Source organism: Mesorhizobium sp. M0778, from assembly GCF_040320105.1.
Lineage (GTDB): Bacteria > Pseudomonadota > Alphaproteobacteria > Rhizobiales > Rhizobiaceae > Mesorhizobium.
This window is the reverse complement of record NZ_JAMYPA010000001.1, coordinates 296510-323103: the sequence shown is the minus strand read 5'-3', so window position 1 is coordinate 323103 and position 26594 is coordinate 296510. Positions and strand designations below refer to the sequence as shown.

The 26594-nt window shown below is 63.2% G+C and carries 24 protein-coding genes; 10 read left to right on the top strand and 14 right to left on the bottom strand.

Annotation, left to right across the window (positions count from 1 at the left end):
- Positions 1-86 precede the first annotated feature (86 nt).
- The 5 genes from atpD to NKI22_RS01590 form a co-directional block, all read right to left on the bottom strand.
- A complete protein-coding gene (gene atpD, locus NKI22_RS01610) occupies positions 87-1652 on the bottom strand; it encodes a F0F1 ATP synthase subunit beta (protein ID WP_023719704.1) in 1566 nt (521 codons plus the stop codon).
- Between the two features lie 67 nt (positions 1653-1719).
- Complete coding sequence (locus tag NKI22_RS01605) at positions 1720-2604, bottom strand: F0F1 ATP synthase subunit gamma (RefSeq protein ID WP_023719705.1); 885 nt, start codon at positions 2602-2604, stop codon at positions 1720-1722.
- 28 nt (positions 2605-2632) lie between these two features.
- Positions 2633-4162: a F0F1 ATP synthase subunit alpha gene (atpA, locus tag NKI22_RS01600; protein WP_352814993.1), complete on the bottom strand. Its 1530-nt coding sequence runs from the start codon at positions 4160-4162 to the stop codon at positions 2633-2635.
- Positions 4162-4722 carry a F0F1 ATP synthase subunit delta gene (locus tag NKI22_RS01595; protein WP_023719707.1) on the bottom strand — a complete coding sequence of 187 codons (561 nt, stop codon included), beginning with the start codon at positions 4720-4722 and terminating at the stop codon, positions 4162-4164. Before NKI22_RS01595 ends, atpA begins: the two co-directional genes overlap by 1 nt.
- 246 nt (positions 4723-4968) lie before the next feature.
- Positions 4969-5364: an AGROH133_08824 family phage infection protein gene (locus tag NKI22_RS01590; RefSeq protein WP_023719708.1), complete on the bottom strand. Its 396-nt coding sequence runs from the start codon at positions 5362-5364 to the stop codon at positions 4969-4971.
- Positions 5365-5579: 215 nt separating this feature from the next.
- Between NKI22_RS01590 and NKI22_RS01585 the strand changes: the two genes are divergently transcribed.
- Together NKI22_RS01585 and NKI22_RS01580 are read left to right on the top strand one after the other, a co-directional pair.
- On the top strand, positions 5580-5825 hold the full coding sequence (locus tag NKI22_RS01585; protein ID WP_023719709.1) for a type II toxin-antitoxin system Phd/YefM family antitoxin: 246 nt from the start codon (positions 5580-5582) through the stop codon (positions 5823-5825).
- On the top strand, positions 5822-6277 hold the full coding sequence (locus NKI22_RS01580) for a type II toxin-antitoxin system VapC family toxin (RefSeq protein ID WP_352640107.1): 456 nt from the start codon (positions 5822-5824) through the stop codon (positions 6275-6277). Before NKI22_RS01585 ends, NKI22_RS01580 begins: the two co-directional genes overlap by 4 nt.
- Positions 6278-6285: 8 nt before the next feature.
- Here NKI22_RS01580 and NKI22_RS01575 read toward each other — a convergent pair whose 3' ends face one another.
- The gene (locus tag NKI22_RS01575) at positions 6286-8469 is read right to left on the bottom strand and encodes a primosomal protein N' (RefSeq protein ID WP_352480965.1); all 2184 of its coding nucleotides are present in this window, start codon (positions 8467-8469) and stop codon (positions 6286-6288) included.
- 90 nt (positions 8470-8559) lie between these two features.
- Here NKI22_RS01575 and fsa point away from each other — a divergent pair, with 90 nt between their 5' ends.
- Positions 8560-9213, top strand: coding sequence for a fructose-6-phosphate aldolase (fsa, locus tag NKI22_RS01570; protein ID WP_352958162.1), 654 nt, complete (start codon positions 8560-8562; stop codon positions 9211-9213).
- Positions 9214-9314: 101 nt separating this feature from the next.
- On the opposite strand, the gene NKI22_RS01565 is transcribed toward fsa, so the two are convergent.
- Both NKI22_RS01565 and leuS read right to left on the bottom strand, forming a co-directional pair.
- Positions 9315-9896, bottom strand: coding sequence for an LPS assembly lipoprotein LptE (locus NKI22_RS01565; protein ID WP_023719713.1), 582 nt, complete (start codon positions 9894-9896; stop codon positions 9315-9317).
- Complete coding sequence (gene leuS / locus NKI22_RS01560; protein ID WP_352814991.1) at positions 9883-12507, bottom strand: leucine--tRNA ligase; 2625 nt, start codon at positions 12505-12507, stop codon at positions 9883-9885. The genes NKI22_RS01565 and leuS overlap by 14 nt, the downstream gene beginning before the upstream one ends.
- Before the next feature lie 146 nt (positions 12508-12653).
- Here leuS and NKI22_RS01555 point away from each other — a divergent pair, with 146 nt between their 5' ends.
- Together NKI22_RS01555 and NKI22_RS01550 are read left to right on the top strand one after the other, a co-directional pair.
- On the top strand, positions 12654-13316 hold the full coding sequence (locus tag NKI22_RS01555; RefSeq protein WP_352814989.1) for a YggS family pyridoxal phosphate-dependent enzyme: 663 nt from the start codon (positions 12654-12656) through the stop codon (positions 13314-13316).
- Positions 13317-13423: 107 nt separating this feature from the next.
- Positions 13424-14473, top strand: a complete 1050-nt coding sequence (locus NKI22_RS01550; protein WP_023719716.1) for an aldo/keto reductase — start codon at positions 13424-13426, stop codon at positions 14471-14473.
- A 67-nt stretch (positions 14474-14540) separates the two neighbouring features.
- Here NKI22_RS01550 and NKI22_RS01545 read toward each other — a convergent pair whose 3' ends face one another.
- A complete protein-coding gene (locus tag NKI22_RS01545; protein ID WP_023719717.1) occupies positions 14541-15449 on the bottom strand; it encodes a LysR family transcriptional regulator in 909 nt (302 codons plus the stop codon).
- 136 nt (positions 15450-15585) lie between these two features.
- Here NKI22_RS01545 and NKI22_RS01540 point away from each other — a divergent pair, with 136 nt between their 5' ends.
- Positions 15586-16764 carry an MFS transporter gene (locus NKI22_RS01540; RefSeq protein WP_352480967.1) on the top strand — a complete coding sequence of 393 codons (1179 nt, stop codon included), beginning with the start codon at positions 15586-15588 and terminating at the stop codon, positions 16762-16764.
- Between the two features lie 37 nt (positions 16765-16801).
- Positions 16802-17836 carry an aldo/keto reductase gene (locus NKI22_RS01535; RefSeq protein WP_023719719.1) on the top strand — a complete coding sequence of 345 codons (1035 nt, stop codon included), beginning with the start codon at positions 16802-16804 and terminating at the stop codon, positions 17834-17836.
- A 46-nt stretch (positions 17837-17882) separates the two neighbouring features.
- On the opposite strand, the gene NKI22_RS01530 is transcribed toward NKI22_RS01535, so the two are convergent.
- A complete protein-coding gene (locus tag NKI22_RS01530) occupies positions 17883-18155 on the bottom strand; it encodes an usg protein (RefSeq protein WP_023719720.1) in 273 nt (90 codons plus the stop codon).
- 304 nt (positions 18156-18459) lie between these two features.
- On the opposite strand from NKI22_RS01530, the gene acs reads away from it, so the two are divergent.
- Together acs and NKI22_RS01520 are read left to right on the top strand one after the other, a co-directional pair.
- A complete protein-coding gene (gene acs, locus NKI22_RS01525) occupies positions 18460-20415 on the top strand; it encodes an acetate--CoA ligase (protein WP_023719721.1) in 1956 nt (651 codons plus the stop codon).
- Positions 20415-21158, top strand: a complete 744-nt coding sequence (locus NKI22_RS01520) for an MOSC domain-containing protein (protein WP_352937321.1) — start codon at positions 20415-20417, stop codon at positions 21156-21158. The genes acs and NKI22_RS01520 overlap by 1 nt, the downstream gene beginning before the upstream one ends.
- Here the strand turns inward: NKI22_RS01520 and NKI22_RS01515 are convergent, their stop codons facing one another.
- The 3 genes from NKI22_RS01515 to NKI22_RS01505 all read right to left on the bottom strand — a co-directional run bounded on the left by NKI22_RS01515 (position 21159) and on the right by NKI22_RS01505 (position 25394).
- Complete coding sequence (locus tag NKI22_RS01515) at positions 21159-22427, bottom strand: class I SAM-dependent methyltransferase (RefSeq protein ID WP_352937319.1); 1269 nt, start codon at positions 22425-22427, stop codon at positions 21159-21161.
- 417 nt (positions 22428-22844) lie between these two features.
- Positions 22845-24206, bottom strand: a complete 1362-nt coding sequence (locus NKI22_RS01510) for a pilus assembly protein TadG-related protein (RefSeq protein WP_352958159.1) — start codon at positions 24204-24206, stop codon at positions 22845-22847.
- Positions 24207-24524: 318 nt separating this feature from the next.
- Complete coding sequence (locus NKI22_RS01505) at positions 24525-25394, bottom strand: transglutaminase-like domain-containing protein (RefSeq protein WP_023719725.1); 870 nt, start codon at positions 25392-25394, stop codon at positions 24525-24527.
- 177 nt (positions 25395-25571) lie between these two features.
- Here NKI22_RS01505 and NKI22_RS01500 point away from each other — a divergent pair, with 177 nt between their 5' ends.
- Positions 25572-26243, top strand: coding sequence for an HAD-IA family hydrolase (locus NKI22_RS01500; protein ID WP_023719726.1), 672 nt, complete (start codon positions 25572-25574; stop codon positions 26241-26243).
- Between the two features lie 33 nt (positions 26244-26276).
- Here NKI22_RS01500 and NKI22_RS01495 read toward each other — a convergent pair whose 3' ends face one another.
- Positions 26277-26489 (bottom strand): DUF1674 domain-containing protein, encoded by a 213-nt coding sequence (locus NKI22_RS01495; protein ID WP_023719727.1) that lies wholly within the window; start codon positions 26487-26489, stop codon positions 26277-26279.
- Between the last annotated feature and the right edge of the window lie 105 nt (positions 26490-26594).

Genomic DNA, 26594 nt, shown 5'->3' with positions numbered 1-26594 from the left:
AGGGAATAGTGAGTAGCGAGTAGTGAAGAAACTCGTCCGGCTCATAGACCCCTATTCGCTACTCCCTATTCGCTATTCGCTTTGGCTTACGCCGCTTCAGCCGCCAGGCGCTGTGCCTTCTCGACCGCTTCCTCGATGCCGCCGACCATGTAGAAGGCGGCCTCCGGCAGGTGGTCATAATCGCCGTTGCAAAGGCCCTTGAAGCCCTTGATGGTGTCGGCGAGGTCGACCAACTTGCCCGGCGCGCCGGTGAACACTTCGGCGACGAAGAAGGGCTGCGACAGGAAGCGCTCGATCTTGCGGGCGCGGGCAACCGTCTGCTTGTCCTCTTCCGACAGCTCGTCCATGCCCAGGATGGCGATGATGTCCTGCAGCGACTTGTAACGCTGAAGGATCGACTGCACCTGGCGCGCGACCTGGTAGTGCTCCTCGCCGACAACCATCGGGTCGAGCATGCGCGAAGTCGAATCGAGCGGATCGACCGCCGGATAGATGCCCTTTTCCGAAATCGCGCGGTTGAGCACGGTCGTCGCGTCGAGGTGGGCGAATGAAGTCGCCGGTGCCGGGTCGGTCAAATCGTCGGCCGGCACATAGATCGCCTGCACCGAGGTGATCGAACCCTTGGTCGTCGTGGTGATACGCTCCTGCAGCGCGCCCATGTCGGTGGCCAGCGTCGGCTGGTAGCCCACGGCCGAAGGAATGCGGCCGAGCAGCGCCGACACTTCCGAGCCCGCCTGCGTGAAGCGGAAGATGTTGTCGACGAAGAACAGCACGTCCTGGCCCTGGTCGCGGAAGTATTCGGCAACTGTCAGGCCGGTCAGGCCGACGCGCGCGCGCGCGCCCGGCGGCTCGTTCATCTGGCCATAGACGAGCGCGGCCTTGGAGCCTTCGCCGCCGCCCTTCTTGTTGACGCCGGACTCGATGAACTCGTGATAGAGGTCGTTGCCTTCGCGGGTGCGCTCGCCGACGCCGGCGAACACCGAGAAGCCGCCATGCGCCTTGGCGACGTTGTTGATCAGTTCCTGGATCAGCACCGTCTTGCCGACGCCGGCGCCGCCGAACAGGCCGATCTTGCCGCCGCGGGCATAGGGGGCCAGCAGGTCGAGCACCTTGATGCCGGTGACCAGGATCTGCGCTTCCGTCGACTGCTCGACATAGGTCGGCGCCGGCTGGTGGATCGAGCGCATCTCGATGCCGTCGACCGGGCCTGCCTCGTCGACCGGCTCGCCGATGACGTTGATGATGCGACCGAGCATGCCAGGGCCGACCGGCACGGTGATCGGCGCGCCGGTGTCATAGACGTCCTGGCCGCGAACCAGACCTTCGGTGGAGTCCATGGCGATGCAGCGTACGGTGTTTTCGCCGAGATGCTGGGCCACTTCGAGCACCAGGCGATTGCCGACATTGATCGTCTCAATCGCGTTCAGGATCGCCGGCAGATGTTCGCCGAACTGCACGTCGACAACAGCGCCGATGACCTGGCGAACCTTGCCCGCCAAGCCGGTTTTCTTGATGGTAGCGGCCGGCGTATTCACGGCGGCGGCCTTGATTGCTGCCGCCTTCTTGGCCGGAGCGGCCTTTGCTGCCGCCGGAGCCTTTGCTGGTGCGGCGGCCTTAGGGGCTGCCGTCTTCGGGGTCGCTGCTTTCGCCATCGTCTTTACCCTTTTCGTCTCTTTGTTTCTCACACGCTTGAGGTCGATGACCTCCTTGGGAGCGTGCCTAGAGCGCCTCGGCGCCCGAAATGATTTCGATCAATTCCTTGGTGATCTGCGCCTGCCGCTGGCGGTTGTAGGTGATCGACAATTTGTTGATCATGTCGCCGGCATTGCGCGTCGCATTGTCCATGGCGCTCATCTTGGCGCCCATCTCGCCGGCCGCATTCTCGAGCAGCGCGCGGAAGACCTGCACGGAGATGTTGCGCGGGATGAGATCGGAGAGGATTTCGCCCGGCTCCGGCTCGTATTCGTAGACAGCGCTGCCACCATCCTTCGCTTCAGCAGCATCCGAAACCACGCCCGCCGGGATAATTTGCTGCGCTGTCGGGATCTGGCTGATCACCGACTTGAACTGCGAATAGAACAGCGTGCAGATGTCGAAGCCGCCTTCGTTGAACAGATGGATCACCTTCTTGGCGATGGCATCGGCATTGACGAAGCCCAGCGTCTTGACCTCGCGCAGATCGACACGCTCGATGATCAGCGCCCCGTAGTCGCGGCGCAATATGTCGAACCCCTTCTTGCCGACGCAGATGATCTTGACCTGCTTGCCGTCGGCCAGAAGCTTGCGGATGTGGTCGCGGGCAAAGCGGGCGATCTGCGAATTGAAGCCACCGCACAGGCCGCGTTCGGCCGTGCAGACGACAAGCAGATGCACGTCGTCCTTGCCGGTGCCGGTCATCAGCGCCGGGGCATCGCCGCCACCGCCGATCGCCTGGGTGATGTTGGCCAGCACCGCGCCCATGCGCTCCGAATAGGGACGCGCCGCTTCAGCCGCTTCCTGCGCGCGGCGCAGCTTCGCCGCGGCGACCATCTGCATCGCCTTGGTGATCTTCTGCGTCGCCTTGACCGAGGCGATACGGTTACGAAGGTCTTTTAACGAAGGCATGCTTCAAACCTGATCCCGTCCGGTCCACTCAAGCAAAGGTCTTGGCGAAGGCGTCGATCTCTGCCTTCAGCCTGGCGCGCAGATCGTCGGACAGCGCCTTCTCCTTGCGGATGCCGTCGAGCACGTCCTTGCCGGCCGAGCGCATGTGCGACAACAGCCCCTGCTCGAACTTGCTGACCTGGTTGATCGCCAGCTTGTCGAGATAGCCGTTGACGCCGGCGAAGATCACCGCGACCTGCTCCTCGACCTTGAGCGGCGAGAATTGCGGCTGCTTCAAAAGCTCGGTCAGGCGCGAGCCGCGATTGAGCAGGCGCTGCGTGGCGGCGTCGAGATCGGAGCCGAACTGCGCGAAAGCAGCCATTTCGCGGTACTGCGCGAGCTCGCCCTTGATCGACCCGGCAACCTGCTTCATCGCCTTGATCTGCGCCGAAGAGCCGACGCGCGACACCGACAGACCGACATTGACCGCAGGACGGACGCCCTGGAAGAACAGATTGGTTTCCAGGAAGATCTGGCCGTCGGTGATCGAGATGACGTTGGTCGGGATATAGGCCGACACGTCGTTGGCCTGCGTCTCGATGATCGGCAGCGCCGTCAGCGACCCGCCGCCATTGTCGTCGTTGAGCTTGGCGGCGCGCTCGAGCAGGCGCGAGTGCAGGTAGAAAACGTCGCCCGGATAGGCCTCGCGGCCCGGAGGACGGCGCAGCAGCAGCGACATCTGGCGATAGGCGACGGCCTGCTTCGACAGATCGTCATAGCTGATCAGCGCGTGCATGCCGTTGTCGCGGAAATATTCGCCCATGGTGCAGGCGGTGAACGGCGCCAGGAACTGCATCGGCGCCGGATCAGATGCGGTCGCAGCGATGATGATCGAATAGTCGAGCGCGCCGCGCTCTTCCAGCACCTTGACGAACTGCGCCACGGTCGAGCGCTTCTGGCCGACGGCGACATAGACGCAGTACAGCTTTTCCTTCTCCGGGCCGTTGTCGTGCACCGATTTCTGGTTGAGCATGGTGTCGAGGATGATCGCGGTCTTGCCGGTCTGGCGGTCGCCGATGACCAGCTCGCGCTGGCCGCGGCCGACCGGGATCAGCGCGTCGATGGCCTTGAGGCCGGTCGACATCGGCTCGTTCACCGATTTGCGCGGGATGATGCCGGGCGCCTTGACGTCGACGCGCTTGCGTTCGGTGGCCTGGATCGGGCCCTTGCCGTCGATCGGGTTGCCGAGCGCATCGACGACGCGGCCGAGCAGGCCCATGCCGACAGGCGCGTCGACGATGGCGCCGGTGCGCTTGACGGTATCGCCTTCCTTGATGTCACGGTCGGCGCCGAAGATAACGACGCCGACATTGTCGGCTTCGAGGTTGAGGGCCATGCCGCGGATGCCGCCGGGGAACTCGACCATCTCGCCGGCCTGGACATTGTCGAGGCCATAGACGCGGGCGATGCCGTCACCGACGGACAGCACCTGGCCGACTTCGGAGACCTCGGCCTCCTTGCCGAAATTCTTGATCTGGTCTTTCAGAATTGCGGAAATTTCCGCGGCGCGGATGTCCATCAGCCGACCTCTTTCAGTGCAAGCTTGAGCGAATTGAGTTTGGTTTTGAGCGACGTATCGATCTGGCGCGAGCCGATCCTGACCACCAGCCCGCCGAGCAGCGACGGATCGACGGTGACGGTGATCGCCACATCCTTGCCGGCGACGCTTTTCAGCGCCGCTTTCAGCTCGGTTTCCTGGGCAGGCGTCAGCGCATGCGCCGAGGTGACCTCGGCGGCGGTCTCGCCGCGGTGTTCGGCGGCGATCTGGCGGAACGCCTTGATCATTCCTGGCACGGCGAAAAGCCGGCGGTTCTGGGCAACGACGCGCAGGAAATTGCCAGTGAGGCCCGTGATCCCCGCTCTGTCGGCGATCGCGGCGATCGCCTTGGCCTGGTCTTCGCTGGAGAAAACCGGGCTCCTGATCAGCCGCGAAAGGTCAGCGCTGCCTTCGAGCATCGCTTCGAAACTGTTGAGGTCGGTCTCGACGCTGGCCACCGAATTGGCCTGCAGCGCGAGTTCGAACAGCGAACCCGCATAGCGTTCTGCGACACCTGAGATTGGCGATGACGATTGGGCCACGGACCGTCTTTTCTCTTGTCTGACAGGCCGCAGATTGTTGGCGCGAGCAAAAACTCTGGCTAAATCTTTGACCTTACTGCATTTTTCCAAGCACGGAGGCGCGGCTTCCGCTATCCCCGGTCGAAAGTCGATTGCCGTCTAGCACAGGCATTTTCAGACCGCAATGCGTCGTCCGGCATGGTTTTCAGGCACTATTGTCGCATCCGCTCGCCGAGTTCAGCAACCAACCCCGGATTGCTCTGTGATTCAAGGCAAAAAGCCGAAGGCGAACGCAAGCGGCAGCGCCGCCAGCACCAGCTCGACGACGATGGATGCCCAGTTGAACGGCGTATTGGCGCCGTCCGACATCATCGACAGCAGCCGGCCGAAGGCGGTGAATAGCCAGGAGAAGCCGAGCGCCATGTAGAGCAGCGGCTGCGCCAAGAGGATGCAGCACAGGCTGACGCCGAGATAGAAGCCCGACATCCGGCCGCGCCCCTCGGCGATCGCCGCTGCCTTCTCCGGTCTGACCTGCAGCCGCAGGATGCGGAACGCCAGCTGTGGAGCCAGGAATAGCAACAGGCCGAGCAATAGAGTCGCGACCGCGCTCGACCATGCCAGCCACTCGCCCTGGCTCATCGGCCATGGAAACGCAAATTCCATCCTTGTCCCCTCGTAAATGGATATTCAAAATTTCGGGCATTCTAGCGAAGCAACTGACATGCGCCAGATGGGCCGTCGGCAATTTGCAGGGCGCGTCAGCTCAACGCGAGCGCGACCGTTGTCTCGACCGGGCTAACAGGACGTTAAACAATGGGCTGTTTTTTTCTGCACAATTCCTATATTGTGACTACATGAGACCACAAGGGGTTCCGCGCATGAAGACGATGCAACTGCGAGAGGCAAAGGCCAGCCTTTCCGCGCTCGTGGAGGCCGCTGAGAACGGTGAGCCCACGGTTATCACCAAGCACGGCAAGCCCGCAGTCATGGTGGTGCCAATCGGTGAGGGACGGAAACTTTATCCGCAGAACAGCCAAAAAGACTTCGTGGATTTCCTGCTTCGGTATCCAGGCGGCATCGAGCTTGAGCGAAACGAATCGCCGTCGCGGGAAGTGGAGTTTTGACCGGCTATCTGCTTGATACGTCTTTTCTCTCGGCATTTGCACCTGGTAGGCCTCTGCTTCCGTCACACGTGCAGAACTGGGTTGCTGTACAAGGAGAACGCGGCTCTTGGCAGCTCTCGTCGATCGTCATCTTGGAGGTGGAACGAGGAATCGCGAAACTGAAGCGGGCGGGCGGGCATATGAAGGCGGAGCGCATCAATGAGTGGTTCGAAAGGTTGCTTCTAGAGTTCAACCAGCGCATCCTTCCCATCGATTTAGCAATCGCGCGAGAAGCCGGAAAACTGGAAGACGCCACTATCGCCAGAGGCGCCAATCCGGGACTGGCGGACGTTCTGATCGCAGCTACCGCCCGTTTGCACGGCCTGTCAGTTTTGACGGCCAACACCCGGCATTTTGCGATTCTCGACGTGCCTTACCTGAACCCATTCACCGAACGCGTCTCGAAAGGGTAATCGACACCTTACAAAAAGCTTTGCGGGTCGATATCGACCTGGACCCGCACCGAGGCCCTTATCTTCGGTCCCTCGGCCAGCATGGTGCGGATGAACCCTTGCATGTCGGCGCGCCGCTCGCCCTGGATCAGTAGGCGAAAGCGATGGCGGCCGCCGATCAATGACAGCGGCGCCTCGGCCGGACCGAGGACGAACAGGTCGATGGCTTGCGGCGCGGCACGGCGCAGGCCGCGGGCGTGCCCTTCGGCTTCCGCCCGGGTCGCCGCGCTGACGATGACGCCGGCGAGCCGGCCGAAGGGCGGCAGCCCCGCCCGCTCGCGTTCGGCGATCTCGCGCTCGTAGAAGGCCTCGGCATCGCCGGAGACGATCGCCCGCATCACCGGGTGGTCGGGTTGGAAGGTCTGCAGCAGGCCAAGGCTCTTCTTGCCGGTGCGGCCGGCGCGGCCGGTCACCTGGCTGAGCAGTTGGAAGGTGCGCTCGGCGGCGCGTGGGTCGCCATTGGCCAGGCCGAGATCGGCATCGACGACACCGACGAGCGTCATGTTGGGGAAATTGTGGCCCTTGGCGACGAGTTGCGTGCCGATGACGATGTCGGCCTCGCCATTGGCTATGGCTTCGAGCTCGAGCCGCAGCCGCCGCACGCCGCCCATCAGGTCGGACGACAGTACGATGGTGCGGGCATCAGGGAAATGCGCGACGACCTCCTCGGCGATGCGCTCTACGCCCGGCCCGCAGGCGACCAGATGATCGAGCGTGCCACATTCCGGGCAGGCCTCGGGCCGGCGTTCATTGTGCCCGCAATGGTGGCAGACGAGCTGACCGCGAAAGCGGTGCTCGACCAGCCAGGCCGAGCAGACCGGACAGCCGAAGCGGTGGCCACAGACCCGGCAGAGCGTCAGCGGCGCATAGCCGCGCCGGTTGAGAAACAGCAGCGACTGTTCCTTTCTTTCCAGCGTCTGCCGTATATGGCCGAGCAGTACAGGCGACAGGAAGCCGCCGCGTGCAGGCGGCGCACGGCGCATGTCGATCGTCTTGAGATCGGGAAGTGCCGCCTCGGCAAAGCGCGCCGAAAGCACCGCCCTGCTGTAGCGGCCCTGGCTGGCATTGACCCGGCTTTCGACCGACGGTGTCGCCGAGGCGAGCACGACCGGAAACCCGCCGATATGGCCGCGCACCACGGCCATGTCGCGCGCGTTGTAAAAGACGCGATCCTCCTGCTTGTAGGCGGGGTCGTGCTCTTCGTCGACGACGATCAGCCCAAGCTCCCTGAACGGCAGGAACAGCGCCGAGCGCGCGCCTGCGACCACCCGCACGCCGCCTTCCGCCACCTGCCGCCAGACCTTTTCGCGCATTCTTGGCGGCAGGTCCGAGTGCCACTCAGCCGGCTTGGCGCCGAACCGCTCCTGAAAGCGCTCGAGGAAGGCGTGGGTCAGCGCGATTTCCGGCAGCAGGATCAACACTTGCGTGCCGCGATCGAGCGCGGCCGCAACCGCCTCGAAATAGACCTCCGTCTTGCCGGATCCGGTTACACCGTCAAGCAGAGTGACGCCGAATATGCCGGCCGCGACATTGGCGCGCAGCATCTCGGCGGCATCGCTCTGGTCGGGCATCAGTGCCGGCACGGCGTAGCCGGGATCGGGTGCTGCGACCACCGGCCGCGGCGGGATCATCACCGTCTCGAATACCCCCTGCGCCCTCAGCCCGTCCACCACCGTCGACGACACGCCTGCCGCATGCGCCAGGCCCGACCGCGTCCAGGCGAGCCCACCTTCGGCCGTTTCCAGCACGCGCGTCCTCGCCTCCGTCATCCGGTCGGGCTTGGCGAAGGTGCGCTGCAGCCCTTCGATCCACGGCTCCGGATCGAACGCCTCCGGCGCCCTGAGCAGCATGCGCGCCACCATGCCGGGCGGCGACAGCGTGTACTGCGCCACCCAATCGACAAAACGCCGCATCGCGCGGTCGATCGGCGGGCAGTCGAAAACCTGCTCGATCGGCCGCAATTTCTTCGCGTCGACCTTTTCGACGGCGCCGTCCCAGACGATGCCGGCGACCTGGCGGGGCCCAAGCGGAACGCGCACGATCGAGCCCGGCACCACGCGCATGCCAGCCGGCACAGCATAGGTGTAGGGGCGCTCAGCAGGCATTGGGACCAGCACCGGTGCGGCCGCGACAAAGGGCGAATCTTCGATCATGAGGCGTGACCTTGCCCCGACTTTGGTCTAGATCAAAGTCCGACCCCGAATGTGCATGACCTGCACATGAAAAATCTTCAGGAGACCGCCATGAAATTTTTTGTCGACACCGCCGATGTCAAGGAAATCCGTGAGCTGAACGATTTGGGGCTGCTCGACGGCGTAACCACCAATCCGTCGCTGATCCTGAAATCGGGCGGCAAGATCGCCGACGTCACCAGAGAGATCTGCGAGATCGTCAAGGGACCGGTCTCAGCCGAAGTCGTTGCCACCGAGTACAAGGATATGATGACGGAGGCCATGATCCTGGCCAGGATCGCCGACAATGTCTGCATCAAGGTGCCGCTGACGCTCGACGGCCTGAGAGCCTGCAAGGACATCCGGTCGGACGGCCGCATGGTCAACGTCACGCTGTGCTTCTCGGCCACCCAGGCGCTGCTCGCCGCCAAGGCCGGCGCCTCCTTCATCTCGCCCTTCGTCGGCCGCATCGACGACAGCGGTTGGGACGGCATGGAACTGATTGCCGATATCCGCACCATCTACGACAATTATGATTTCCAGACCGAAATCCTGACCGCTTCTGTGCGCACGGTGAACCATGTCAAACAGGCGGCACTGATCGGCGCCGACGTCATCACCGCCCCGCCGGCGACGCTCAAGGCGCTGGTCAAGCACCCGCTGACCGACAAGGGCCTGGAGCAGTTTCTCGCCGACTGGGCAAAGACCGGCCAGAAGATCGGCTGAAGCGAAATATCCTACGTCGAACAAAAAAGGCCGAGCAATCGGCCTCTTGCTGACAGCGCAATCCGCCACAGACGGAGCGCTTCAATCCAGGATGGAGAGACCTAGCTTGCCGCCGGCTTGCCGTGCTTGATCAGATCTTGGGCGATCGACAGCCGCAGCACATCCGCCAGTTCGCGCGCCGCGCGGTTCTCGGCGTCGATCTGCGCCCGATACGACGCGAATTCCTGGCGCGGCCTATCGTATGAGGACGGGATAGAGCGCTTGCCCCTCGCTATGACCGTGCCGGTCTTGGCATCGCTCAGCACATAGTTGGCGGTCAGCGTCACTGTGCCGGCGGTCGGCTCGTCCTCGTCGGTCGTGACCTGCTCGATTGCCGCCGATTCGACGAGTTCGGAGACGCCGAGATCAAGCGAATAGACCGGCGAAGCAGGCTCGCCGGCGCCCTGGCCGAGCGCGAAGATCAGATTGTTGCGGACCTGCTGGGCGTAGCGGGTCTTGACCGGCTTGACCGAGATCGATGCCAGTTCGGCAGCAGCGCCGACCTGAGAGCCGGCGATCAGCGGCGCGCTTGAATAGAGCGGCCGCACCGTGCAGGCGGAAACCAGCGCCACCGAAGCGAGCAGCCCGTAGAGCATGATACGGCGCGGCGTCAGCTCCGCTTTTTTCGGATCAGGCAACAACATTGACGATCCTCTGCGGCACGATGATCACCTTGCGCGGTGCCTTACCTTCGAGCGCTTTCTGCACGAAGTCGAGAGCCAGAACCGCTTTTTCGACCGCACCTTGGTCCGCGTCGCGGGCAATTGTCAAATCGCCGCGCTTCTTGCCGTTGACCTGGACCGGCAGCACGATCTCGGCGTCGACGACAAGCGAGGGATCGTAGTCCGGCCAGGGCCGTTCGGCGACAAGGTCGGTGCCGCCGAGCGTCTGCCAGCACTCCTCGGCCAGATGCGGCATGACCGGCGCGATCAGGTGCACCAGGATCTCGACGGCTTCACGGCAGGCCGCTTGGAGCGCCGGACCGGCCTTGCCTTCGGCTGCCTCGTTGAGCGGTACGGTCAAGGCATTGGCGAGCTCATAGATACGGGCGATGGCACGGTTGAAGGCGAGCTTTTCAATATCCTCGCCGACAGACTTGAGGATCTTGTGCGCGGCCTTGGACACTGTTCCGGCCTCGCCGTCCTTCGCCGCCTCTGGCCGAACTCCGGCGAGCGAATCGGCAGCCGTCAACACCAGCCGCCAGATGCGCTGGATGAAGCGATGCGCGCCGGCCGCACCCTCGTCGGTCCATTCGACATCGCGTTCGGGCGGCGAGTCCGACAGCATGAACCAGCGCGCCGTATCGGCGCCGTAGCCGTCGGTGATCTCTTCCGGGCTAACGGTATTCTTCTTCGACTTCGACATTTTTTCGAGCGGACCGATCACCGCCTCTTCGCCAGTGGCGATTTCGAAGGCGCGGCGCTTGCCGTCGGCGTCCTCCAGCCTGACCTCGCTGGGCGCAAGCCAGCGGCCGTTCGAGGCGCCGCCAACCCGATACGTCTCGTGCACCACCATGCCTTGCGTGAACAGGCCCCTGAACGGCTCGGCGAGATCGACATGGCCGGTCTCGCGCATGGCGCGGGTGAAGAAGCGCGAATAGAGCAGGTGCAAAATGGCGTGCTCGATGCCGCCAATATACTGGTCGACCGGCAGCCATTCAGTCGCGGCCTTGGGATCGGTCGGATCGTTGGCCCAGGGCGCGGTGAAGCGCGCGAAATACCACGACGAATCGACGAACGTGTCCATCGTGTCGGTTTCGCGCCGCGCATCCTTGCCGCAACGCGGGCATTTGACGTGCCGCCATGTCGAATGACGGTCGAGCGGATTGCCCGGCCGGTCGAACTCGATATCGTCAGGCAGCCTGACCGGCAGGTCGGCTTTCGGCACCGGCACAACGCCGCAATCCTCGCAATGGATCATCGGGATCGGGCAGCCCCAATAGCGCTGGCGCGAAATGCCCCAGTCGCGCAGGCGGAAATTCACCTTGCGCTCGGCCATCGGCCGGTTGCCGATGGTCTTCTGTTCGAGCAGCTTCGCCACCTCGTCGAATGCCTGATCCGGCTTCATGCCGTCGAGGAAGCGCGAATTGATCATCACGCCGTCGCCGACATAGGCCTCGTCGATGATCTGGAAGCTTCCTTGATTCTCGCCTTCCGGCATCACCACTGGAATGACCGGCAGGCCGTATTTGTTGGCGAAGTCGAGGTCGCGCTGGTCACCGGACGGGCAGCCGAAAACGGCGCCGGTGCCGTAGTCCATCAGCACGAAATTGGCGACGTAGACGGGCAGCGTCCACTTCTCGTCGAACGGATGGACGACGCGGATGCCGGTATCGAAGCCCTTCTTCTCGGCCGTCTCCAGGGCCGCCACCGACGTGCCCATGTGGCGGACCTCGTCGATGAACTTTGCCAGCGCCGGATTGTCTTCGGCCGCCTTTTTGGCCAGCGGATGGTCGGCCGCAATCGCCATGAAGGAGGCGCCGAAGATGGTGTCGGGCCTTGTCGTATAGACTTCGAGCTCATGCTCGCCGGCGACTGGCTTGGCCAGCGGCCAGCGGATCAGCAGGCCTTCAGAACGGCCGATCCAGTTCGCCTGCATCAGCTTCACTTTTTCCGGCCAGTCGTCGAGCTGGTCGAGCGAATCCAGCAGATCCTGCGCATAGTCGGTGATCTTGAAGAACCATTGCGTCAGCTCGCGCTGTTCCACCAGCGCGCCCGAGCGCCAGCCGCGCCCGTCGATGACCTGCTCGTTGGCAAGCACCGTCATGTCCTCCGGATCCCAGTTGACCTTGGAGGATTTGCGCGTCACCAGGCCCTTCTCGACGAAATCGAGGAACAGCATCTGCTGGCGGTGGTAATAATCGACATCGCAGGTAGCGAACTCGCGTGCCCAATCGAGCGACAGGCCCATGACCTTGAGTTGCTCGCGCATGGCAGCGATGTTCTGATAGGTCCAGTCCTTGGGATGGACCTTGTTCTGCATTGCTGCGTTTTCGGCTGGCATGCCAAAGGCGTCCCAGCCCATCGGGTGCAGCACGTTGAAACCCTTGGCCCGCTTGTAGCGCGCCACCACGTCGCCCATCGTATAGTTGCGGGTATGGCCGATATGGATGCGCCCCGATGGATAGGGGAACATCTCCAGCACGTAGTATTTCGGGCGCGGGTCATCGTTGTCGGCTTCGAACAGCTTCTTGGCGTCCCAGGCCTTCTGCCATTTGAGCTCTGACGCGCGCGGATTGTATCGTTCGGTTGCCATCGGGTGTTTTTCACTTAAAAGCATGCGCGAGCCGCCGGACAATGCCCGGGCGGCTCAGGAAATGTCGTCGCGGTGTTCACCATGGATTACCGGACCCGTCAACTGCGGCGATCCGGCGAAAAGCCAAACACAGGCAGGATATAGGCATGGCGAGCGCCGTCGAACAGCTTTTCACCGTCAAGGCAAGGATCGCCACTGCCGAGCGCGAGGCCGGACGCGAGGCCGGGGCGGTGACGCTGGTTGCGGTCTCGAAAACCTTCGATGCCACCGATATCCGTCCGGTTATCGAGGCCGGCCAGCGCGTCTTCGGCGAGAACCGCGTCCAGGAGGCGCAAGCCAAGTGGCCGGCGCTGAAGGAAGCTTTCCCCGACATCGAGCTGCACCTGATCGGGCCGTTGCAATCGAACAAGGCCAAGGAAGCGGTGGCATTGTTCGACGTCATCGAAACCGTCGACCGTGAAAAGATCGCCGCCGAACTCGCCAAGGAAATCGCCAGGCAGCGCCGGTCACCAAGGCTGTATGTCCAGGTCAACACCGGTTCCGAGCCGCAAAAGGCCGGCATCGAGCCGCGCGAGGCGGTCGCCTTCGTCGCCCGCTGCCGCGATGTCCATGGCCTCGTGGTCGAGGGGCTGATGTGCATCCCGCCGTCCGACGAGAATCCCGGTCCGCATTTCGCGCTGCTGGAGAAGTTCGCAGATGAAGCCGGCGTCGGAAAGCTGTCGATGGGCATGTCCGGCGACTACGAAACGGCGATCGCCTTCGGCGCGACCAGTGTCAGGGTTGGATCGGCGATTTTCGGCGCCAGATGAGGCGCAGCCGGCCTTAGGCCACAGGCTGACGCTGACTAAGCCAGCAATGGAAACGGAACGTTTCGTTCCTATATGGTTCGAGTTATCCCAAAGCCTCTGGAGCCACCATGCGTTACAATCAACTTGGAAATACGGGGATGTTCGTCTCCGAACTTTGCCTCGGTACGATGACATTCGGCGCGGCCGGCGAGAATGCCCAATGGGGCCTGATCGCCAGCCTCGACCAGAAGGGCGTCGACGAGATCGTCGCCCGCTCGCTCGCCGCCGGCGTCAATTTCTTCGACACCGCCGATGTTTATTCCTTCGGCGCCTCGGAACGGCTTCTCGGCCAGTCGCTGAGAAATCTCGGCGTCAATCGGCAGGACGTGATCATCGCCACCAAGGTTCACGGCGCCATGGGCGGCGGCCCGAACCAGCGCGGTTCTTCGCGCGGCCATATCATGGATTCGGTCGAAGGTAGCCTCGAACGGCTGCAGCTGGACCATATCGATCTCTATCAGCTGCACGGCACCGACACGGTCACGCCGATAGACGAAACGCTGCGGGCGCTCGACGACCTGGTTGCCGCTGGCAAGGTCCGCTATGTCGGCGTCTCGAACTGGCAGGCCTGGCGCATCGCCAAGGCGTTGGGTATTGCCGAGCGCAAGGGCTTTGCCCGTTTCGAAACCGTCCAATCGTATTACTCGATCGCTGGCCGCGATCTCGAGCGCGAGATCGTGCCGCTGCTCAACGAGGAGAAGCTCGGGCTGATGGTCTGGTCACCGATGGCGGGCGGCCTGCTCTCGGGCAAGTACGGACCCGGTGCCCCCGGCAATGGCGAAGGTCGCCGCGCCAGCTTCAATTTCCCGCCGGTCAATGAGGACCGTGCCTGGGCAGCGGTCGCCGTCATGCGCGAGATCGCCGCCCAGCACGGCGTCAGCGTCGCCACGGTGGCGCTCGGCTTTGTCCTGGCCAAACCGTTCGTGATGAGCGTCATCATCGGCGCCAGCCGCATGGACCAGTTGGAACAGAACCTTGCGGCGACCGAGTTGAAGCTCGATGCCGACGATCTTGCTCGTCTCGACGAAGTCAGCGCGCTCCCGCCCGAATATCCGGGCTGGATGCTCGAACGCCAGGCGGCGGGCCGCAGGCCGGCGCCGTTCACGCCAAAGAAGTAGTTCCTTGTCGACGTGACATTTCGGCAGCCAAATTCGGGAGCCAAGTGGCTCCCGAATGCCTTCCGCTTCAGCCCAGCCGCGCGGTTTCGGCCAGGAAATCTAAAATGGCCCGTACCCGCGCCGGCAAATGCTTGCCTTGGCCGACATAAACCGCATGGGTCAGTTCCTCGTCGCCGGGGTTGAACTCTTCCAGCAGCGGCAGCAGCCGGCCGGCGGCAATGTCGGCCTCCACGTGCCAGCGTGCCAGCCGGGCGATGCCCGCCCCTGAGAGCGCCATCAACCGCATCGCCTCGCCGTCGCTGACCAGCGTGTTTCCAACGATCGATATGGTGATCGGCTTGCCGGCCGCGTCGACAAAAGGCCAGCCCTCGACGTGGCGCACGAAACAGAAGCCCATCCGGTTGTGACGATCGAGATCGGCGGGCGTCTTGGGTGTGCCACGCGCTTCGAGATACGATGGCGCGGCAACGACGACCACCCGGCTCTGCCCGAGCTTGCGCGCCACTAGCCGTGATTCGCCGAGCGGGCCGGCACGTATGGCGACGTCGGCGCGCTCCTCCATCAGGTCGATAACACTGTCGGTCAACACCAGATCGACCGAGATTTCGGGGTATCGTTCTAGAAAACGCGGCAAAAGCGGGATCAGCCGGTGCTGCCCGAAAGGCACGTAGCTATTGATCCGCAGCCGGCCACGCGGCGCGGCGCCCGCCGCTGCCTCGCGCTCGGCTACCGCCATGTCGGCCAGGATGCGCACGCCGCTGTCGAAGAAGGCCGCCCCTTCCGGGGTCAGTCGCAGCTTGCGCGTCGAGCGGATGACCAGCCGGGCGCCAAGACGCCCCTCCAGCCGCGCGATCAGCTTGCTAACCGCCGACGGGCTCATGCGCAGCGCACGTGCAGCGGCCGAAAAGCTGCCGGCCTCGACGACGCGGACGAACACTTCGATCTCGCCGGAGCGGTTGATGTCGGGCCTGGCCATTGGTGAATCTATTTCACAGGCAATGTGCCCTAGGCAAGGCTGGTTCACAGTTCGGTGCATCACGATCTTTCGGGCCGGGCGTGAGAGGACACGGCGCCCGTCGTCGAAACTGGCCGTCATCGAAGTGGGAACCGCCATGCCTCTTGCTCTCTACGCTCTTGCCGCCGGCGCCTTCGGTATTGGCGTCACCGAATTCGTCATCATGGGCCTGCTGCTCGACGTCAGCACCGATCTCGGCGTCTCGATCTCAGCTGCCGGTCAACTGATTTCCGGCTATGCGCTGGGCGTCGTCATCGGCGCGCCGCTGCTGACGATCGCCACCGGCCGGTGGCCGCGCAAGACCGTGCTTCTGGCGCTGATGGCAATCTTCACGCTAGGCAACCTCGCGTGCGCGCTGGCCCCAGACTACTGGACGCTGATGGGTGCGCGCGTGCTCACCGCCTTCGCCCACGGCACCTTCTTCGGCGTCGGCTCGGTCGTGGCGACCGGGCTGGTGGCGCCCAACAAGAAGGCATCGGCGATCGCCCTGATGTTCACCGGCCTGACCATCGCCAACATCCTCGGCGTCCCCTTCGGAACATGGCTCGGCCAGGCCTTCGGCTGGCGCGCGACCTTCTGGGCGGTGACCCTGGTCGGCATGGTCGCTTTCGCCATCATCCTGCTGCTGGTGCCGCGCAGCCAGACAGCGCCTGAGCAAAGCAATTTGCGCGCCGATCTCGCCGTGCTCGGCCGCACGCCCGTCCTGCTTGGCTTTGCCACCACCGTGCTCGGCTATGCCGGCGTCTTCGCCGTCTTCACCTACATCGCCCCGTTGCTGACCGAGATCACCGGTTTTGAGGAAGCAGCGGTGTCGCCGATCCTGCTGGTCTTCGGCGGCGGCCTCATCGCCGGCAACCTCGCTGGCGGCAAGTTCGCCGACCGCTGGCTGGTGCCTTCCGTTCTCGGCAGTCTCGTCGTGCTGGCGCTGGTGCTCGGCACCATGACCTTCGCCCTGCACAGCCAGGTTATGGCCGTCATCTATGTCGGCCTGCTCGGCGCCGCCGCCTTCGCCACCGTGGCGCCGCTGCAGATGTGGGTACTGGAAAAGGCACAAGGCGCCGGCCAGAGCCTCGCCTCGTCCTTCAACATCGCCGCCTTCAATCTCGGCAATGCGGCCGGCGCCTGGCTCGGCGGCGTGGTCATCGCCCATGGCCCCGGCCTCGGCGCCGTCACCTGGGTCGCGGCCCTGCTGCCGCTCTCGGCGCTTTCCGTGGCAGCGCTGGCGCTACGCCTCGATCGCCCAACGCTCGGTGAACCGGCACCCGCCCGCTCGTAGCAACTCGAAGAACCCTTGTACACCATAGGAGAAACAGATGGATTATCGAAATCTTGGCGCATCGGGCCTGAAAGTCCCGGCGCTCTCGTTCGGCGCTGGAACCTTCGGCGGGTCAGGGCCGCTGTTCGGCGCCTGGGGCAACAGCGATGCGACGGAAGCCCGGCGGCTGGTCGACATCTGCCTGGAGGCGGGCGTCAACCTGTTCGACACCGCCGACGTCTATTCGAATGGCGCTTCCGAACAGGTGCTCGGCGAAGCGATGAAGGGCCGCCGCGATGCCGTACTGATCTCGACAAAGACCTCGCTGCCGATGGGCGACGGTCCCAACGACGCCGGCTCGTCCCGCTCGCGCCTCATCAAGGCCGTCGAGGACGCACTGAGGCGTCTTGGCACCGACTACATCGACCTGCTGCAGCTGCACGCGTTCGACGCCGCAACACCGATCGAGGAGGTGCTATCGACGCTGGATAGGCTCGTGCGCGCCGGAAAGCTGCGTTATGTCGGCGTTTCCAATTTTTCCGGCTGGCAAGTGATGAAGTCGCTCGGCCTGGCGGACAGATACGGCTATCCCCGATACGTCGCCCACCAGGTCTATTACTCGCTGGTCGGGCGCGATTATGAATGGGAGTTGATGCCGCTCGGCCTCGACCAGGGCGTCGGTGCGCTGGTGTGGAGCCCGCTCGGCTGGGGCCGCCTGACCGGCAAGATCCGCCGTGGCCAGAAGCTGCCCGAGAAAAGCCGGCTGCACGACACGGCAAGCTTCGGACCGCCCGTCGACGACGAGCATCTCTATCGGGTCGTCGACGCGCTTGATGTTGTCGCCGAGGAAACCGGGAAGACCATACCGCAGATCGCCATCAATTGGCTGCTGCAGCGGCCGACCGTCGCCTCCGTCATCATCGGCGCGCGCAACGAGGAGCAGTTGCGCCAGAATCTCGGCGCCGTCGGATGGTCACTGACCCCGGATCAGATGAAAATCTTGGACACGGCAAGCGAGGTCACCGCACCCTACCCGTATTTTCCCTATCGCCGGCAGGAGGGTTTTGCCCGGCTGAACCCGCCCGCCGTCTGACGCTCCAAAAGCTGTGCGGCGGCTCCCAGGCTGCCGCCCGCGTGCTTTAATGCAGCACGAACTCGCCGTCGACCTTGCGCCATTCGTTCGGCGCGATCAGCTTCTGGTGCGTGTAGCTGACTGAATGCAGCGGGCCTTCGAGCTTGGCCTGCCAGAACTCGATGAAGCGGATAAGCACCGGAAATTTCGGGGCGATGTCGTAATCCTGCCAGATGAAGCTCTGCAGCAGATGCGGATGATCGGGAAAGTGATAAAGAATCTTGGCCGTGGTCAAGCCATAGCCCTTGAGCATCAGGTCCATTTCGGAATGGTCGCGCATTGCGGTCCCCTGGTTGATTCTCTTTCCTCCCAGCCTGAAATTGTGCACCCCATTTGCTTAATCGTCTATTGATATTTCTGCGGTCGAGCCAGATTTCTGCCGCAAAAACATGCGGTTAGCAGCCGTCTCGCTAGAGTGCTGACACCACCCGGGAAGGGACCTGCGGCATCCCGCCGCGCAAATCCAACGTCTAATGTTGCCGTCATCGCCGAACTGTTAATAATGCGCGCGAATTCGCGGCCGCAACGCTGCGATCCTGCCGGCAGTCAAGCCGGCGGTTTGGTTTCGGGAGGAAGGCGAAGAAATGTCCGATGTTCATGTCCATCGCGTCCAGCCGGCGTGGAAGAAGAACGCGCTGATCGACAATGACACCTACCTGAAATGGTACGCCGACAGCGTCAAGAGCCCGGACAAGTTCTGGGGCAAGCACGGCAGGCGCATCGACTGGTTCAAGCCGTACAGCAAGGTCAAGAACACGTCCTTCGACGGCAAGGTCTCAATCAAATGGTTCGAGGATGGCCAGACCAACGTTTCCTGGAACTGCATCGACCGGCATCTGAAGAAGCGCGGCGAACAGACCGCCATCATCTGGGAAGGCGACAATCCCTACGACGACAGGAAGATCACCTATAACGAGCTTTACGGACATGTCTGCCGCCTCGCCAATGTGATGAAGAAGCACGGCGTCAAGAAGGGCGACCGCGTCACCATCTACATGCCGATGATCCCGGAGGCCGCCTATGCGATGCTCGCCTGCACGCGCATCGGCGCCATTCATTCGGTGGTCTTCGGCGGCTTTTCGCCGGACGCGCTGGCCGGACGCATCGACGACTGCAAGTCGACCTTCCTCATCACCGCCGACGAAGGCCTGCGCGGCGGCAAGCCGATCCCCTTGAAGGAGAACACCGACAAGGCGATCGAGATCGCCGCCAAGGCCGGAACGAAAGTCGAAAAGGTCTTGGTAGTACGCCGCACCGGCGGCAAGACCGGCTGGGCCGCCGGGCGCGACGTCTGGTACCATGACGAGGTCGCGACGGTTAAGGCCGAATGCAAGCCCGAGAAGATGAACGCCGAGGATCCGCTGTTCATCCTCTACACGTCGGGCTCGACCGGCAAGCCGAAAGGCGTGCTGCACACCACCGCCGGCTATCTCGTCTATGTCTCGATGACCCACCAATATGTCTTCGACTATCACGACGGGGACGTCTACTGGTGCACCGCCGATGTCGGCTGGGTCACCGGCCACAGCTACATCGTCTACGGGCCGCTCGCCAACGGCGCCACCACGCTGATGTTCGAAGGCGTGCCGAATTACCCGTCGCAGTCGCGTTTCTGGGACGTGATCGACAAGCACAAGGTCAACATCTTTTACACCGCGCCGACGGCGCTGCGCGCGCTGATGGGCGCCGGCGACGCCCATGTCACCAAGACGTCGCGCAAGTCGCTGCGCGTGCTCGGCACCGTCGGCGAGCCAATCAATCCAGAAGCCTGGGAATGGTATTTCAACGTTGTCGGCAACGGCAAGGTGCCGATCGTCGATACCTGGTGGCAGACCGAGACCGGCGGCATCATGATCACGCCGGTTCCGGGCGCCACCCACCTCAAGGCGGGCTCGGCGACGCGGCCCTTCTTTGGCGTCAACCCGCAGCTGGTTGATGGTGACGGCAAGGTGCTGGAGGGTGAAGCCAGCGGCAATCTTTGTATTGCCGACTCATGGCCGGGCCAGATGCGCACCGTCTATGGCGATCACGACCGCTTCGTGCAGACCTATTTCTCGACCTACAAGGGCAGGTACTTCACCGGCGACGGCTGCCGCCGCGATGCTGACGGCTACTACTGGATCACCGGCCGCGTCGACGACGTCATCAACGTCTCCGGCCACCGCATGGGCACCGCCGAGGTCGAATCGGCGCTGGTTTCGCATGAGAAGGTCTCGGAAGCGGCCGTCGTCGGCTACCCGCACGATATCAAGGGCCAGGGCATCTACTGCTATGTCACGCTGATGGCCGGCGAGACGCCAAGCGAGGAATTGCGCCAGGAGCTCGTCGCCCATGTCCGCAAGGAGATCGGCGCCATCGCTTCGCCCGACAAGATCCAGTTCGCGCCCGGCCTGCCGAAGACCCGTTCCGGCAAGATCATGCGGCGCATTCTGCGCAAGATCGCCGAGGACGATTTTGCCGCGCTCGGCGACACCTCGACGCTGGCCGATCCGGCGGTCGTCGACGACCTGATCGCCAATCGGCAGAACAAGAAGAGCTGATGCAAGCCATATTGGGTGCCGTCACCGAGCTTTGGCGCTATCCCGCGAGCTCGCTCGCCGGCGAGCGCCAGCAGGCGATCTCGGTCGCCCGGCATACCGTTGAAGGCGACCGCCTGTTTGGTCTTATCGACACGTCGAACAATGAAATCGCACGGCCGGACCGCGAAGTGAAATGGCACAAGGTGCCCCGCATCCGAACCCGGCTGTCGCCGGCCGGCGCACTGGAGGTTGCGGTCCCGGATGGCGACTGGCTAGCCGCACCGGGCGCTGATAGCGACCGCGCCATTTCCGCCTATCTCGGCTTTGCGGCCTCCATCCGGCCGTTCCGCCGCGAGAATACTACACCGGGATACGCCGGTCCCCTGCTGGCGGAACGCTATGTCAAAGCCCCCATTCATCTGCTGACCACCGCTTCGCTGGCGCAGTTGAAGTTGCTGCGTCCAGACGGCACCGCCGACCCGCGCCGCTTCCGCCCCAACATCGTCGTCGACATGCCGAAGATCGAGGGGTCATTCCCCGAAACCGAATGGATCGGGCGCAAGCTGGCGATCGGCGACCTGCTCCTGACCATCTCCGAGCCGTGCCGCCGCTGCGGCTTCACCATCATTGGCCAGGACGGGTTCGACCACGACCCGGCAATCCTGCGCAGCCTGGTCCGCCACAACGCCCATAATTTCGGCGTCTACTGCACTGTCGATCGACCGGCCCGCGTCGAGATCGGCGCCACGATGCGTCTCCTGTAGCTATTGGTATAAATCCGCCCGCGTCGGCGGCAGGCCGCTTGGGCCGCGCGCGCGCCTGGTGGCGACGGTCTGGAAAATCTGCGCCGAGGCGCGTTCGAAGGTAATCGAGCAGCCGGTGAGATAAAGCAGCCAGAGCCGCGCCTTGGATTCGCCGACCTCGGCGATGGCCTCGTCAAAGCGTGCGTGGAGGCGCTCGGCCCATAGCCGGCAGGTGCGCGCATAGTGCTCGCGCAAGTTTTCGACGTCATAGATGAGGAAGCCGTGCGCCTCGAGATTGCCGAGCGTCATGCCGATCGTATCGAGTTCGCCGCCCGGAAAAATGTATTTGATCAGCGCTTTGAATTCCGGCCCCTTGCGCAGCGTCTTCTTCATGCTGCCCTTGTCGCGGCGGGTGATGGCATGGTGCAGATAGATGCCGCCGGGTTTGAGCAGGCGATGGATGGTCGAAAAATAGGCGGCATGGTTGGCAAGCCCCAGATGTTCGAACATGCCGATCGACGAGATCTTGTCGAAGGAACCGGACAGCTCGGCATAGGACTTTATCTCGATGGTGATGCGATCCTCCAGCCCCTCAGCGCGGATGCGTTCGCGGGCGAACTCGGTCTGTGCCTCCGATAGCGAAACGCCGTGGCCGACGACGCCATAATTCTTCACGGCATGGATGAGCATCGCTCCCCAGCCGCAGCCGATGTCGAGCAATCTGTCGCCGGGCTTCAGCCGAAGCTTGCGGCAGATATGGTCGAGCTTGTCTCTCTGCGCCTGATCGATATCGTTGGCGAAGTCCTTGAAGTAGCCGCAGCTATAGACCATGCGCTCGTCGAGGAAGAGCCGGTAGAATGCGTTGGAAATGTCGTAGTGATGCTGGATCGCCTCCTTGCTCGAACCGCTGACGTAGGGATTGCGGCCGGAAAGATCGGTTCGCGCCGTCATCTGTTTTCGCGAAAACAGCACCGCCGGCAGGTCGCGCAGGATCGCCAGCTTCGGCAGTGTCTTGAGCTTCGTCCTGAGCTTGCCGTGCGTGGGCAAGGCATAGAAATCGAACAGCGATCCGTCTTCGACGTCGACCGCCTTGGCAATCCACATCTCGATCAGCGTCGATAAAGAGGGCCGACGTACGATCTGCCAGACGATGTCCTGGTCGTTGATGGTGAGCACCGGGCCGGCAGCCGGGCCGATCCGCTCGCCCGTCCACAGCCTCACCGCAAAACCCGGCTTCAGCGTCTCGATGACCGTCCGAACAATCCGGGCCGCTCTCTCGGCTGCCTCCATCCCCGTCCTCCCTTACCCGGCAAAATAGTGACCCGGAACAATAGCGGTCCGGAACAATAGCGGTCCGGAACAATAGCGGCTCGATCTTGCCTGCCAGATCGGCCGGCCGCAAGCCGCCTGGGTGCGCAAGCACGCTTGTTCAGGATTTTCGGGTGCCGCGCCTTGCCATTTCCCGGGTGACACCCCATCATGGGGGAGTGTTCAACAAATCGAAAGGAGGTGATCCGATGTCGAGTGATTTCGTTTTCCAGAACGTGGCCTCAGCGGATTGCACTTTCGGGAAGCAGTCTTCCCGTTAAGGCGCGAGATGCGCGGCTGGCGACCAGTGTCGCCGCCAGGAACCGCGTCATGGACGGAAACACGGAAGGCCGCCGACTTCGCAAGAAGCGGCGGCCTTTTCCTTTGGGCTGTTGTCCCCTATCTGGTTACGGTCAACATCTCGACGTTGCGCGCTATATCCTGGAAAGCCTGGTTGAGTTCGGTTCCATTGGCCGCCTGATAAAAGTGCTTGATCTTGGCGGTGTCCGGGCTGGCGCAATCCTGGAGCGTCGCCTTGGCATTCGTTTCGTTTAGGTCAAACCCAATGGTGAATATCTCAATGCCCTTGTTGCGCATGGCAGCGCAGAGTGTCTTGGCGGCCGTGCGGGTCGGCTCCTTACCGGCGTCATTGTAAACGTCGCTCACCGTGCTCGCATCGAAGTAGGATAGGTTGAATTCGCCGTCGGTCATCAGGATCGCGATTTTGGCGACCTTTTTTGGATCCATCTTGGCCGGCCGTTGCGAAGTCCTCATGATGCTACCCCAGTTCTCCGACAGCATGTACCAGGTCCACTGCACGCCGATATGGCCGGCGGTGCCGCCGGATGCGACGAAATTCTTGATGACCGTCTTGAGCGCCGTCGCATCCGCCGTCAGCGGCATCAGCGTGGCGGCCGGGCAGGCGGCGGTGCCGGTTTGCCAAGCGAAGGACGACAGCAGGTAGTCGCGGTTGACCATGCTGGCGTCGGGGCCCGCGTCCGAATATTGATAGATCCCCTTGCGTTCGGTGGCGCAATTGTCCGGACGGATGAAGCCCGAGATATATTGCACGGCGTCATTGGCCGGCGCCTGTTTGCGTTGGCTGGTGCTGGTTTCCACATAGACGCTGCTGGGCGCAAGTGTACCCGCATTCACCGAATTTGCGTAAGGCACGATGGCAACCCGCACTCGTGGCTTGGAGGGGTCCTGACCGCCCAGGAAACTGTCGACGGCATTCGCCGCAGCCGTCCGCAGATCGATGATTTTCTGGCCGGCCATCGACCCGGTCACATCGAGCATCATTGCGACTTCGATCTGCTTGTCCGAATAGAGCGCCATCGTCGATGCGGGAACGCTTTGCATGCCACTCGTGCCGAAAAGCGGGAAATAGTAGCTGACATTGACATGGACATCCGCCTGAACCGTGTTTGCAGTCCGGTCGACGGTCAGCTTGTCGAGAACGATCTGGTTGTCCTGCAGGATACCCGCCGTGCTGTTGGCATCGAGAAAGGCCTGCACCGATTTGCTGGCGTCGGCCTCGCTGATGACGCCGGTTGTCAGGTCGCGCGCCGTCGAGGTGACCGCAGCGTCGACGACGCCTTGCAGGCTCGATTTCACATTGTAGAGTTGGGACACGTTGACGGCAAAGCCGACACTCAGCGCCAGCACCGAGCTGATTATACCAAACAGCACCGCGAAATTTCCGCTGCGATCCCCGGCAAGGCCGCCGATCGCCTGAACAAGACCCCCGAAACGCTGCATTCCTTCCGCCTCCATCGCCACAGCCTGCAGCTGTCCGAAGGCGCATTGCAGGAATCCGGCCGGATCGCGCCGCCAGGCGCGAGAAAGCGAGCGGCTCTCGCTCAGGCCATTGTTTCCAAACGGTTTCAAGCGACGGCAAGGTAAACAGCCGGTAAATGAAAGTCGCGTCAGCGCGGCTTTGTTGACAAAGCGCTTACCATGATCAGGCTCGCAATTCAGGACGACTGGACTGCGTCCCAATCCGGTACAGACGAGATGTATCGAACCGGTTCAGCACGACCGCGGTAGCGGGAGATGGAAATCTGGACTGTGAAAGGACTATGCCAGCATCCGTGCGCTGACGGTCTTGTCGACGCCGCGATAGGGCGGCTTGAAGAGATTGCCTTCCTGCTCGTGCGTCCAGACCTTGAACCGGCTGAGTCGATGCGGGCCGAAACTATGCAGCAGCGGCACGTCGGTGGCGTCACGGCCGCGCGCTATGACGACGCGGCCGATCCTCGGCACATTGTGGCGAGGATCGAACGTGTACCATCTGCCGTCGAGGAACACTTCCACCCACGCCGAGAAATCCATCGGCGCCGGATCGGCGGGTACGCCGATATCGCCAAGATAGCCGTTCACGTAACGGGCCGGGATATTCATGCAGCGGCAGAGCGTGATCGCCAGATGGGCAAAGTCGCGGCAGACGCCGACGCGCTCCTCATGCGCCTGCGCCGCCGTGCGGGTCGGGCGCGCATAGCCGTAGCCAAAGGACAGGCGGTTGTAGACATAGTCGACGATCGCCTGCACCCGCGCCCAACCCGGCGGAAGCTGGCCGAAAAGTTGCCAGGCGAGATCGCTGAGATGATCGGTCTCGCAGTAACGGCTGCCAAGCAGATAGCCGAGCACCTCGTCCGGCAATTCCGCGACCGGGACTTCCCCGGCCAGCGTGTTGACCTCATCCGTCTCGCCACCGTCCTCGATCACCGCGTCATAGAGGATGCGAAAGCTTCCTGCCGGCGCCGTGAAGCGGCGGCAGCTATTGCCGAAAAGATCGTGGTAGACCCTGGTCGGCACGGATGGCGACGTCAGTACGCGCGTCTGCCGCTTGATGTCGGCCTGACGATCCCCGTGGATGTCGAGCAATGAAACGACCGGCGTTGGTGCAACGCATTCAATGCCAATTTCATAGCCGAGCCGAATCAGCATCGCCCTCCCCTGCGATCGTCATGGAAGATAGTGCTGGTCAACGCAGGAGAGTGCGCGCGGTTCCTTGCGAACGTCGAAAACGAGGTCTCGCGGCTTCCCATACGGACGCGGCAACGTTACGGTTGATCGATATGCTCCCTTCGAAATAATCCTTCCAAGATGACCCCGGGAAAACCGATGTTTGCAGGCAGAAAATTCGCGGCCTTCCTGTTCGATATGGACGGCACGATTCTCAATTCGATTGCCGCGGCGGAAAGGGTCTGGGCAGCCTGGGCGCACCGGCAAGGTCTTGACGTCGCTGCATTCCTGCCGACCATCCACGGCGTGCGGGCGATCGAGACCATCGGCCGGCTGGCGCTCCCAGGGATCGATCCTGCCCGCGAAGCCGATGCGCTTTTGCAGGCCGAAGCAGCCGACGTCGAAGGCATCCACCCGATTACCGGCGCCGCGGCATTCCTGGCGTCGCTGCCGCCCGGGAGCTGGGCGATCGCCACTTCGGCGCCCCGTGAACTCGCTCTGCTGCGCCTGCAGGCCGCCGGCATTCCGGCTCCCGCCGTGATCGTTGCGGCAGAGGATGTCTCCCGCGGCAAGCCGGCGCCCGACTGCTTCCGGCTGGCGGCCGAACGGCTCGGCGTCGACGTGCGCGATTGCCTCGTCTTCGAAGACGCACCGGCAGGCATAGCAGCAGCCGAGGCCGCGGGCGCCGCGGTCGTCGTGATCAGCGCCACGCACCGGCATCCGTTGGAGACGCCGCATGCCGCCATCGCCGGCTATGACGCGATCGGCGTCGCCGTCGATGCCAGCGGCTGGATTGCCATCGAAGCGGAGCGGGCCGCCCAGCCTGCTTAGCTGGTACCCTGCTTAGCCAGCACCCTGCCTGGGCTAAAAGTCGCTGGTCAGGCCCTTGACCTCCCAGTCGCCGTAGCGGCCGGGTTCCTTGCCGCCGCGCCCACCGATCTCCCTCGGCAGCGTGGCTTCCTTCTCGCGATATTGCTCCCGCCGGGCCTCGGCCTCGGCCAAGGCGCGCCGGGCTGCCGGCGTCAGTGGCTTGTGCGGCGAGCCGTTAGCATGCGTTTGGCTGGTTTTGTCGATCATGCGATCTTCCGCTAGATTGAAACAGGCCCCGATTGAAACGGGAACCGCTGTTTCCCATCATATAGCGATGGGCCCACAAGGATCGACCCCTTTGTTGGGCCAGAA